This window comes from Allobosea psychrotolerans (genome assembly GCF_002917105.1).
Lineage (GTDB): Bacteria > Pseudomonadota > Alphaproteobacteria > Rhizobiales > Beijerinckiaceae > Allobosea > Allobosea psychrotolerans.
In genome coordinates this window covers 78,394-89,693 of record NZ_PQFZ01000012.1, presented here as the reverse complement: position 1 = coordinate 89,693, position 11,300 = coordinate 78,394, and the positions used below count along the sequence as shown (strand labels likewise).

Sequence of the window (11,300 nt, the reverse complement as noted above, 5' to 3'; positions counted from 1 at the left end):
GGAATTTCCCGCCGACGCCCGAGATTCAGGCAGCGCCTGGCGGATTTCAGGCAGAAGCGCCTGCCAGCAGCGGCGTATAGCCGGCCTTGGTCACAATCGCCTGGATCGCGGCGCTGTCGCTGGCGCCAGTGATGGTGACACGCTTGGAGGCCGGGTCGGCGGTGACGGAGGAACCCGGCAGCGCCTGCTCGATCGCGCCCTTGATCGTGCCGGCGCAGTGGCCGCAGGTCATGTCGTCGACGAGGAGGATCACCGCCTGATCCGGCGTCGCGCCGGTCTCAGTCTTGGTGGGGGCGGCATGCTGGCTGCACGAACACATGAGAAGCGTCCTTTGTGGTTTGGCTGATGGTGAGATCAGGCTGCGCCTTGCCCTGATGGGAAGGTCAAGCGTGTTCCGGCGAAAAATTTCGGTTGGTGGGCGCCGCAGCCTGGGGGCTGTCCTCGCCCTTGAAGAAACCCAGCAACCTCAGCGCGTTGAGCGTGACCAGAACCGTCGCCCCCGTATCCGCCAGGACCGCGATCCAGAGCCCGGTCGCGCCGATGATCGTGGTGACGAGGAAGAGCAGCTTCAACCCGAGCGCGATGACGATGTTCTGGCGGATATTGGCCATGGTCGCGCGCGACAGCCGGATCAGCCTGACGACATCGCCGACGCGGCTCTTCAGCAAGGCGGCATCCGCGGCCTCGATGGCGACATCCGTGCCCGAGCCCATGGCGATGCCGGCATCGGCCGCGGCGAGCGCCGGCGCGTCGTTGATGCCGTCGCCGACCATCACGACATGCCCCGCCTGCCGCAAGGCGCGCACGGCCTCGACCTTTGCCTCGGGCATCATCTCCGCCTGGACCTCGATGCCGAGCTGCCCGCCGATGGCCTCGCCGGTGCGACGATTGTCGCCGGTCAGCATGACCGCGCGCAGGCCGAGCGCCTTGAGCTCCGCGATTGCGGAGCGGGCGTCCGGACGCGGCTCGTCGCGCAGGGCGATCAGGCCGGCGACGCTCTCGCCCTCGAGCACGACCACGACGGTCTTGCCCTGGGCCTCCAACGCCGCGATCCGCTCGGCCATCTCGGTGGGCAGCACCGCCCGCTCGCTCGCGAAGCGCGGCGCGCCGATGAAGATCGGGGTTTCACCCAAGAGCGCTTCCATGCCCTTGCCGGGGATAGCGCGCGTGGCCGAGACCACGAGCCTGGCAGCCCGGTCGTCCTGCGCTCGCGCCACGATGGCCTCCGCCAGCGGGTGGCTGGACTCGCGCTCGACCGCGCCGGCCAAAGCCAGCAGGCGGCCGGCATTGGCAGCGCCCGGCACGATGTCGGTCACGACCGGTCGGCCCCAGGTCAGCGTGCCCGTCTTGTCGAAGGCGACGATCTGGGTGCGGGCCAGCGTCTCGACCACAGCGCCGCCCTTGACCAGCAGGCCTCGCCTGGCCGCCATCGACAGGCTGGAAGCGATCGCAGCCGGCACCGAGATGACCAGCGCGCAGGGGCAGCCGATCAGCAGCAGCGTCAGGCCGCGATAGATCCAGACCGACCACTCCGCACCGGCGAACAGCGGCGGCAACACGGCGACGAGCAGCGACAGGCCGACGATGCAAGGCATATAGATGCGCGAGAAGCGGTCGATGAAGCGCTCGGTCGGAGCCTTGGCGTCCTGCGCCTCCTCGACCAGCGCCACGATACGGGCGATGGTGTTGTCCTCCGGCGCACGCTCGACCTTGATGCGCAGCGCCGCTTCCTGGTTGATCGAGCCGGCGAAGATCGCAGCGCCCGGCTCCTTGCCCTTGGGCACGGATTCGCCGGTGATCGGCGATTCATCGACGCTGGAGAAACCAGCGACCACGCTGCCATCGGCAGGGACACGGTCGCCCGGCCGCACCAGCGCGATCTGCCCGATCCGCAGCGAGGCGGCGGCGACCTCGCGCACGCTGCCGCCCTCATCGAGCAAAGCCGTCTTGGGCACCAGCGCCGCAAGCGCGCGAATGCCGGAGCGCGCCTTGTTGGCGGCAACGCCTTCGAGCACCTCGCCGACGGCGAAGAGGAAGACGACGACGGCCGCCTCCTCGATCGCCCCGATGAAGAGCGCGCCGGCGGCGGCGATCGTCATCAGCATCTCAATGGTGAAGGGAGCACCGGCAAGCGCGGCCATCACGGCCCGCTTGGCGATCGGCGCGACGGCAATCACCGTCGCGAGCGCGAAGACCGCGAAGGAGGCCTGCGGGAAAACCAGACCAACGGCATAGGCAGCGGCCAGAAGCAGGCCGGCCGTGATCGCCACCCTGCCCTTCGACGTGGTCCACCAGCGGCGCGGCCCCTCGGGAGGCGCAACCGGAGCGGCCTCGCTTACGGTCGAGGGCATGGTGAGCAGCGTCGGCTTGTAGCCGAGCCGGTTAAGCTGGGAATCGATCGCCGCGACCCCGGCGCCGTCCGCGGCGAGGCGCAAGGACAAGGTCTCGTTGGTGATCGAGATCTTCAGGTCGCTGACGCCCGGCATCTTTTCCAGAGCCGTCCGGATGGTCGCGGCGCAGCTGCCGCAATCCATGCCGGCGACTTTCCAGCTCAGCGCATCGACCGCGACGACTTCGGCAACCCGATTTTCCGAGGAGCCGGCATGGGCGGCCCTGGCCGGTTGAGCGTGATCGTGGTGATGGTCGTGATCATGCCCGCAAGCAGAATGGTCATGCGCATGCTGCTCGGCGGGCTTGCGAGCCGGCGCAGCATGGTCGTGGCCGCAGCCACACTCGTCCACGGCAGCTGGCGCGGGCGCATGGCTGTGAGCCTTGTGGTCATGCGCGTCGTGATCATGCCCGCAAGCGGAGTGGTCGTGAGCATGCTGTTCAGCAGGCTTTGGAGCCGGCGCGGCATGGTCATGGCCGCAACCGCACTCGTCCACGGCAGCTGGCGCGGGCGCATGGCCAAGAGCGTCGTGATCATGAGCCTTGTGGTCATGAGCGTCATGGTTATGGCCACAAGCGGAGTGGTCGTGAGCATGCTGTTCGGCATGCTTCTGAACCGGCGCAGCGTGGTCATGGCCGCAAGCCGAGTGGTCGTGATGCTCATGGCCAGCATGGTCGTGGCTGCGAACCTCTGCCGGCTTTGCCTTCGCGGCCTGCAATGTCGGCCCGAAGCCCAGCCGCTTCACGCGCGCCTCGATGGCGTCCGCAGTCGTGGTTCCCTCCGCCAAAGCCAGGCTCAGCGTCTCCTTGGTCACGGAAATCTTGATGTCGGAGACGCCCGGCAGCTTTTCGAGCGCCGTCCGGATGGTCGAGGCGCAGCTGCCGCAATCCATGCCATCGACCTTCCAGGTGACGGATTTCGACTGCGATTCCAGTCCCTTGAGGGCTTCCGCGGGCAGCGTCATCAGAGATCTCCTTGACCAGTGATGACGAGCTTAATTGCTCTAGTCACTAGAGGTTCAAGGGGTATTTTGCAGGCTATGCGGGATTTTCTTCGATCGGGAGACGGCGCGATCGCAGGCCCGACTTGAGGCCAACGACCGCTCCATTGCGAGATTGGATCAGAACGCCAACTGCACCTTCATCGCGCGCGAGCGGTCGGCGGCGAGCTCGAAAGCCTCAACCGCCCGCTCGAACGGCAAGGTGGCGCTGATCAGCGGCTTCAGATCGACGAGACCGTTGCTCATCAGATCGACGGCGAGCTGGAACTCTGCGTCAAAGCGGAAGGTGCCGTGCAGGCGCAGTTCCTTGGCGACGATAAGGTTCATCGGCAGGGTCATGTCGCCGCCGAGACCGACCTGCACGATGACGCCGCCAGGACGCATGGCATCGAGAGCGCCGGCCAAGGCGCGGCCATTGCCCGAGGCTTCGAACAGGACGTCGAAGCTGCCCTTGTCGGCGCCATAGGCCGCGAGCGCCTCAGGCTGCGCCGCGATGTTGACGGCCTGCGTGGCACCAAGTGCCCGGGCCGTCACTAGCGGCGCATCCGCAACATCGGTCGCGTGGATCTGGGCCGCTCCACCCAGGCGCGCGACCACGATGCAGAGCGCGCCGATCGGCCCGCAGCCCGTCACCAGCACGCGCTTGCCGAGCAGCGGCCCCGCCTGCTTGCCGGCATGGAGGCAGACGGCGAAGGGCTCGGCCATTGCGGCTTCGCCCATGCTGACAGTGTCGCCGATCGGCACCGCCTGATAGGCGTTGACGGTCAGGCTTTGCCGGAAGCCGCCCTGGGCATGGGGAAAGCGCATCGCACTGCCGATGAACTGCATGTTGAGGCATTCATGGCGCATGCCTTCATGGCAATAGCGGCAGGCATTGCAGGGCTGGCTCGGATTGACCGCGACGCGCATGCCGGGAACGAGATGCGAGACACCCTCGCCGATCTCCTCGATCACGCCGGCGATCTCGTGCCCGAGCGCCATCGGCTGCTTGATCCGCACCGTGCCGAAGCCGCCATGCTGGTAGTAATGCAGATCCGACCCGCAGATGCCGCCGGCAGCGATGCGGATGCGCACTTGGCCGACTTGGGGCGCAACGACGGCTATATCCTCGATCCTGAGATCGCGCGGGGCGTGAATGATGACGCCTTTCATCGGGATGGCCTCCTTCAAGCCGCCAAAGCGAGGCCGGCGCGCAACCGCTCGCCCGTGCTGCGGGAGAACAGCACGGCCTCGGACAGATCCGGCACCACCGAGACCGGATCGCCCGCCTTGAGCTCGCTATACCCTTGCGTGGTGATCATGATCTCGCCTGGCACCGCGCCCTCCTCGTCATGGGCGGTCGCCGCATGGCTCAGCTTGACGGCGACGACCGATTCCGCACCGACATGCTCGACGAGGCTGACCGTGCCGGTGAGCTGGCCCTGCCCGCCGGGTGCAGCCAGCGTCAGCGCGTTGGGCCGGATGCCGAGCAGGACCGGGTCGCGCCCGGCTCCGCGGGCGGCCGCAGCCAAGGCATGCGGCAAGGGCAAGCTCACCTCGCCGAGCATGATCATGCCGCCTTCGATGCGGCCCTCGATCAGGTTCATCGGCGGGGTGCCGATGAAGCGCGCGACATAGGTATTGGCGGGCGAGGTGTAGATCTCGCGCGGCGTGCCGAATTGCTGGATCACGCCGTCGCGCATCAGGGCGATACGCGTGCCCATGGTCATGGCCTCGACCTGATCATGCGTCACATAGACGAAGGTGCCGCCGACGCGCTGGTGCAGCCGCGTGATTTCCGCCCGCATCGCCGAGCGCAGCTTGGCGTCGAGATTGGAGAGCGGCTCGTCCATCAGGAAGACCTCGGGCTGGCGCACCATGGCGCGCCCCAGCGCGACGCGCTGGCGCTGCCCACCCGAGAGCGTGCGCGGGTAGCGGTCGAGCATCTCCGTCAGGGACAGCGTCCGCGCCGTCTTCTCGACGAGTTCGCTGACGGCCGGCGAGCGCTCGATGCGGCGCTTGGCAAGCCCGCCCAGGAGCGGGATGTGGAACCACCATTTGAACTGCCGCATGATCAGCGGGAAGGCGATGTTCCGCCGCACCGTCATATGCGGATAGAGCGCATAGGACTGGAAGACGAAGGCCATGTCGCGGGCGCTGGGCGGCAATTGGTCGACGCGCCGACCGCCGACATGGATTTCACCGCTGGTTGCGGTCTCCAGTCCAGCCAGCATGCGCAGCAGCGTGGACTTGCCGCAGCCGGAGGGCCCAAGCAGCACAAGGAACTCGCCGTCCTCGACCTTCATGTCGATGTCGGAGATCGCGACCTTGTTGCCGAAATGCTTGGCGACGTGGTTGAGCGTGATCGAGGCCATTTATGTTTCTTTCTCAGCCCTTGACGCTGCCGGCGGTCATGCCGGCGACGACATAGCGCTGGACCATCAGGTAAAAGGCGACGGCCGGCAGCGTGTACATCACGCCGATGGCCATGACGGTGTGGATCGGGGTCGAAAGCTCGCCGACGAAGCTGGCGAGGCCGACCGAAGCGGTGCGCAGCTCCTGGCTCAGCACCAGCGTCTGCGCGAAGACGTACTCGTTCCAGCCGTGGAAGAATGCGATCACCGATGCCGCGGCAAGCGTCGGCGCCACCACCGGCAGGACGATGCCGAGCACGATGTCGATGCGCGAGCAGCCGTCGATGCGCGCCGCTTCCTCGATCTCCAGCGGCACGCCGTCGATCGCGCCCTTCAGAATCCAGGTGATGACCGGGACGGTGAAGGCGGCATTGGCGAGGATCAGCCCGCCGAGCGTGTCGAGCAGCAGGAGCTTGGCGAAGATCGCGTAGAGCGGCACCACCAGCATCGCCTCCGGCAGCATCTGCGTGGCGAACAGCACGAAGCCAAGCAGGCCCTTGCCGCGGAATGTGAAGCGCGACAGCGCATAGGCCGGCAGGATCGCCAGCAGGATCGACAATACCATTGTCCCGACCGCGACGATGGCGCTGTTCTTCAGCCAGAGCAGCACGCCCGTCTTGGCAAAGGTCTCGGCGTAGTTGAACGCCTGGCTCGGATCGGGGAGCATCTGCGGCCGGTCGGCGAAGAGGTTCGCCGACGAGGTCAGCGAGGTGACCACCATCCAGTAGATCGGGAACAGCGCGGCGCTGAGCAGCACCATGATCAGCGCCATGCGCACGGCGTGGGAGGCGGGCGTTTTCATCAGCGGCGCCCCTGCGCGCGCTCGGTGCGCTGCGTGTACCAGAAGTAGACGAAGGTCACGACGAGGGCGATCGTGAGACCGATCATGCCGACCGCAGCGGCCTCGCCGAGCTCGCGGGTGACGAAGCCGCGCGTATAGAGTTCGATGACGAGCGTCTTGGTCGCGCCGATCGGCCCGCCCTGCGTCATCACCCAGATCAGGTCGAAGCGGCGCAGCGACCAGATCGTGACGAAGAGCGCGAGCAGCGCGACGGTCGGCTGGATCGTCGGCCAGACGGCGACCTTGAAGACGCTGAGCCGGTCCGCCCCGTCCATCGTCGCCGCTTCCCGCACCTCCTCCGAGACGCCCTGCAGAGCCGCGAGCAGCACGACCGAAGCGAAGGGAAAGATCTGCCAGACCGTGGTGAACAGGATCGCCGGCAGGGCGAGCTTGGGATTGTCGAGCCAGCTCTCATAGCCGATCTCGAAGTCCATCAGCTTCAGGACGTGGTTGAAGATGCCGTACTGCGCGTTGAGCATCCAGGCGAAGATGGTGGCGACGGCCACGGGCGGCGCCGCCCAGGGCACGGTGACGAGGGCTCGCGCCAGCCCGCGCCCGCGGAACGGCCGGTCGAGCAGCAGCGCCGCACCGAGACCCAGCGCGATCGCGCAGACGACGCAGGCGAGCGTATAGAGCGCCGTGATCCAGAGCACCGAGGCGAAATCGCTGGAGGTTGCGAGGTCGCGATAATTGCGCAGGCCGACATAACGGGCATCCTGCGGCGCCAGCAGCGAGGTCTGGGTGAAGCTGAGCACGAATTCGCTCAGCAGCGGATAGCCCTGGAACACCGCCAGATAAAGCGCGACCGGCGCGATGAAGAGATAAGGCGTCCAGCGGTTCTCCCGGTCTCGCCCCCCGCTTCGCGGGGAGCGGCCGGCCATCGCCGTGCCGAGCTTGGCGGCGTCGGTCATGGCTTCACTGCCGCTCGATGCGCTTCAGCGCCAGCGACTGCGCCTCGTCCAGCGTCTTCTGGACATCGGCGTTGCCGACCAGGATCTTCAGCACCTGCTCGACGACAACCTGCTGGATTTCCAGCGTCTTGGTCTCGAAGCCGAGCACGAGTTGCGGCAGCGCGTAGGGTGTCTGCGCATCGTAGACGCCGAGCCACGGCGAACGCTCCAGATCCGCCTTCGGCCGCTCGACCGGGGTCGCGACGCTCGCGGCGCCGAGGATACCCTGCAGCTCGGACTGCGCGGCCTGCTGCAGCATCCAGTTGATGAAGACGCCGCAGGCTTTCTTGTTCTTGGTGTTGGCGTTGACCGACAATGCGGTCAGGATCAGGCCCTGCTGGCGGTTCGGGAAGGGCGAAGGGGCGGCCGCGAACTTCAGGTTCGGGTTCTGCGCGGCGAAGATGCCGGCGACGCCGCCATTGTCGATGTTCATGGCGATCTTGCCTTCCCAGAACATGCGCCGATAGGTCGCCGCATCGGCGCCCTTCGGGATCACGCCGGCATCGTAGACCTGCTTGTAAGCGGTGATGGCCTCGACGACCTTGGGGCTGTTGAGGGTGAGCTGCTTGCCGTCGGCCCAGTTGCCGCCGAAGCCGTAGACGTAGTTCGTCAGGTCCTGCCAGAAGCCGGAACGCTCGGGCATCGTCGCGCGGAAGGCATAGCCGAACTGGCCCTTGCCCGTCGCCTCCTTCGCCGCGGCGAGGAACTCGGGGAAGGTCTTCGGCGGCTCGCCGCCCTTGAGCAGCGCCGGGTTGTAGATGAGCTGGTAGTTGGCCAGCTCGAACACGACGCCGTAGCGCTTGCCCTCGACGTTGAGGAACTTGTCCGGCGCCTGGAAGGTGTACTTGCTCGCATCGACGATGTCGTCGATCGGCAGGATCCGCTTGGCGGGGAGGGCCGCGAAGAAGTCAGTCTGGTCGAAGCGCACGAGGTCCGGCCCGCCACCGCCGCCCATCTGCGTGAAGACGGTATTGGCGAGCTGGGAGAACGGGATCGCGACCGGCTGGACCTCGACCTTGTCCTGCGAGGCGTTGAACTTCTCGATCCAGGCCTTCAGCTTGTCGCCGCGGCCGGCTTCCGCGAAGGTCGCGGCCGCGAAGGTCACGGTCTCCTTGGCCTGCGCGAAGCTGCGCGTCGCGTTCAGGACTGCGGCGCCCGAAGCGGCCTGCAGCAATGTGCGTCTCGAAATCCCAGTCATGGCGTTCCTCCGATAGGCCCCGCAGGGCGAAAGCGCCCGGTTTTCCGGGTCGCGATGGTTGAAGCAGCTCGCTCAGCCGCGGATATTTTGTCTCTCGCCACGTCAAACGGCATTCCAAATGCCGCTGCCCGCCAGATCCATGGCTTCCAGCCGGGATGACAGGCCGCATCTCCAGCCGGCGAAGGTGGGAAGGAGCGCTCGCTCCCCTCGGTGCCCCTGAATTCTCTGCGGGACATGCCGCCTGACTTTCCTCCGCTCCGGAACTTCTTAAGCCTGGTTCCGTCGCGAGCGATGATAGACATATCGTGATATTTTACAATATGAGCCACCCCACCATCATCGCGAAGTGCAGAGCCACGCAGCAATCCAGAGCGCCGTGCCCGGCGTCTCCCTGGATCGCTTCCCTTCGTTCCCGATGACGCTCGAAAACGCCCTAATGCGCGCCGGCGCTGACGAAGTTGCGCAGCTCCGGCGTCTGCGGATCCGCGAACAACGTCTTCGACGGCCCGCTTTCCCAGATCTTGCCCTGGTGCATGAACACCGTCGTGCTCGCCACGGTGCGGGCGAAATTCATTTCATGCGTCACCAGCAGCATGGTCATGCCGCCCTTGGCGAGCTTCTCCATCACCAGCAGCACCTCGCCCGTCAGCTCCGGGTCGAGCGCCGAGGTGACCTCGTCGAACAGCATCACCTTCGGGCGCATCGCCAGCGAACGGGCGATGGCGACGCGCTGCTGCTGCCCGCCCGAGAGATTGTCGGGATAGCTGTCGAACTTCTCGGAGAGGCCGACCTGCGCCAGCACGTCGCGCGCCAGCGTCGTCGCCTCGGCCGTCGAGACGCCCTGGGTGATGCGCGGCGAGAGCATGATGTTCTGCCCGACAGTCAGATGCGGAAAGAGGTTGTAGCTCTGGAAGACGATGCCGACATCCTTGCGCAATTCGCGCAGGCGCTTGGGATCCTGGTCGACGGTATGGCCGGCGACCTCGATGCGGCCGGCCTGGAAGACCTCGAGCCCGTTGATGCAGCGCAGCAGCGTGCTCTTGCCCGAGCCGGAGCGGCCGATGATCGCAACGACCTGGCCTGTGTCGACGTTGAGCGAGACGCCCTTCAGGACCTCGAGCGCGCCGAATTTCTTGTAGACGTCGTCAATGACTACGGCTGGCATTCATCACCTTTTCGAGATGGCGGCTGAGCCTGGAAAGCGGGAAGCAGATGGCGAAGTAGATCGCTCCCACCAGGGTGAAGATCTGGAAGGCCTGATAGGTCGCATTGTTGACCAGCATGCCGGCGCGCATCAGGTCGACGAAGCCGACGACCTGGACGATCGAGGTGTTCTTCACGAGCTGGACGAGGAAGCCGACCGTCGGTGGCAGCGAGATGCGCGCGGCCTGGGGCAGGATGATGTAGCGGTATTGCTGGCCGCGCGTCAGCGCCAGCGAGGCCGATGCCTCCCATTGCTGGCGCGGCACGGATTCGATCGAGCCACGCCAGATCTCGGCGAGATAGGCGGAGACGTAGATCGCGAGCGAGGCGGAGGCCGCGAAGAAGGGCGGCAATTCGATGCCGATTGCCGAGAGCCCGTAATAGCTCATGAACAGCACCATGAGCACGGGGATGGACTGGATCACCAGGATGTAGCCGGCAGCAAAACGGCGCAGCAGCTTCACCCGCGACAGCCGCATGATGGCAAGAACGCCGCCGAAGATGCCGCCGATGATGAAGGCGATGGCGGTGAGCGCGATCGTCCAGCTCGCGGCGCGGAGGATGAAATAGGCCTCAGGCCAACCGAAGGTCTGCATCAGGCGGCCTCCCCATGCGCTTCGGCGACACGGGCAAGCCCGGAGACCTGGGGGAAGATCCTGCGGCCGAGCCAGTTCAGGAAGAGCTTCAGCGAGAGCGCCAGCACGAGGTAGATCACGGTGACGATGATGTAGGTCTCGAAGCTGCGGAACGTGTCCTGCTCGATGATCGCGGCCGTACCCGAAAGCTCCTGCACCGAGACGAAGGAGCAGATGCTGGAGGCCAGCATCATCAGCACGAACTGGCTCGACAGCGCCGGCCAGACGCGGGCGAAGGCGGGCTGCAGCACGACATATTGGAAGACCTGGCGCCGGCTCATCGCCAGGGCGAGCCCGGCCTCGATCTGCGATTTGTGGATCGAGTCGACGCCGGCGCGGATGATCTCGGTCGCGTAGGCGGCAAGATTGAGCGTCATCGCCAGCATGGAGGCCTCGAGGCCGTTCATGCGGATGCCGATCTGGGGCAAACCGAAGAAGATCATGAAGAGCTGCACCAGGAAGGGCGTGTTGCGCATCAACTCGACATAGGCGTCGACGATGTAGCCGGCCCAGCTGCCTGCGAGACTGCGCAGCGCGCTCATCAGCGTCGCCAGCACGAGGCCGAGCGCGATCGCGACGAAGGACAGCGCGATGGTGAGCATGACCCCGTTCAGGATCATGGGCCATTTGGAAATGACGTCTTGGAAGAGCAACCGCGCGCTCCTTCGGCAGCGATCACGCCGCAATCGGA

General features: G+C 66.2%; 10 protein-coding genes. All 10 read right to left on the bottom strand.

Going from position 1 to position 11,300, the window contains the following annotated elements; genetic code table 11:
- Positions 1–46: 46 nt before the first annotated feature.
- Positions 47–319: a heavy-metal-associated domain-containing protein gene (locus CYD53_RS19430; RefSeq protein ID WP_092174549.1), complete on the bottom strand. Its 273-nt coding sequence runs from the start codon at positions 317–319 to the stop codon at positions 47–49.
- A gap of 64 nt (positions 320–383) precedes the next feature.
- On the bottom strand, positions 384–3,353 hold the full coding sequence (locus CYD53_RS19425; RefSeq protein ID WP_342751716.1) for a heavy metal translocating P-type ATPase: 2,970 nt from the start codon (positions 3,351–3,353) through the stop codon (positions 384–386).
- A 156-nt stretch (positions 3,354–3,509) separates the two neighbouring features.
- Positions 3,510–4,541, bottom strand: a complete 1,032-nt coding sequence (locus CYD53_RS19420; protein WP_103719803.1) for an L-idonate 5-dehydrogenase — start codon at positions 4,539–4,541, stop codon at positions 3,510–3,512.
- A 14-nt stretch (positions 4,542–4,555) separates the two neighbouring features.
- Positions 4,556–5,743, bottom strand: a complete 1,188-nt coding sequence (locus tag CYD53_RS19415; protein ID WP_103719729.1) for an ABC transporter ATP-binding protein — start codon at positions 5,741–5,743, stop codon at positions 4,556–4,558.
- A 13-nt stretch (positions 5,744–5,756) separates the two neighbouring features.
- Positions 5,757–6,584 carry a carbohydrate ABC transporter permease gene (locus CYD53_RS19410; RefSeq protein WP_103719728.1) on the bottom strand — a complete coding sequence of 276 codons (828 nt, stop codon included), beginning with the start codon at positions 6,582–6,584 and terminating at the stop codon, positions 5,757–5,759.
- The gene (locus CYD53_RS19405; protein WP_245928334.1) at positions 6,584–7,534 is read right to left on the bottom strand and encodes a carbohydrate ABC transporter permease; all 951 of its coding nucleotides are present in this window, start codon (positions 7,532–7,534) and stop codon (positions 6,584–6,586) included. The genes CYD53_RS19410 and CYD53_RS19405 overlap by 1 nt, the downstream gene beginning before the upstream one ends.
- Before the next feature lie 4 nt (positions 7,535–7,538).
- On the bottom strand, positions 7,539–8,771 hold the full coding sequence (locus tag CYD53_RS19400) for an ABC transporter substrate-binding protein (RefSeq protein WP_103719727.1): 1,233 nt from the start codon (positions 8,769–8,771) through the stop codon (positions 7,539–7,541).
- A gap of 433 nt (positions 8,772–9,204) precedes the next feature.
- Positions 9,205–9,936, bottom strand: coding sequence for an amino acid ABC transporter ATP-binding protein (locus tag CYD53_RS19395; protein ID WP_103719726.1), 732 nt, complete (start codon positions 9,934–9,936; stop codon positions 9,205–9,207).
- Positions 9,917–10,570, bottom strand: coding sequence for an amino acid ABC transporter permease (locus tag CYD53_RS19390; RefSeq protein ID WP_103719801.1), 654 nt, complete (start codon positions 10,568–10,570; stop codon positions 9,917–9,919). Before CYD53_RS19390 ends, CYD53_RS19395 begins: the two co-directional genes overlap by 20 nt.
- Positions 10,570–11,229 (bottom strand): amino acid ABC transporter permease, encoded by a 660-nt coding sequence (locus tag CYD53_RS19385; RefSeq protein ID WP_103719800.1) that lies wholly within the window; start codon positions 11,227–11,229, stop codon positions 10,570–10,572. Before CYD53_RS19385 ends, CYD53_RS19390 begins: the two co-directional genes overlap by 1 nt.
- Between the last annotated feature and the right edge of the window lie 71 nt (positions 11,230–11,300).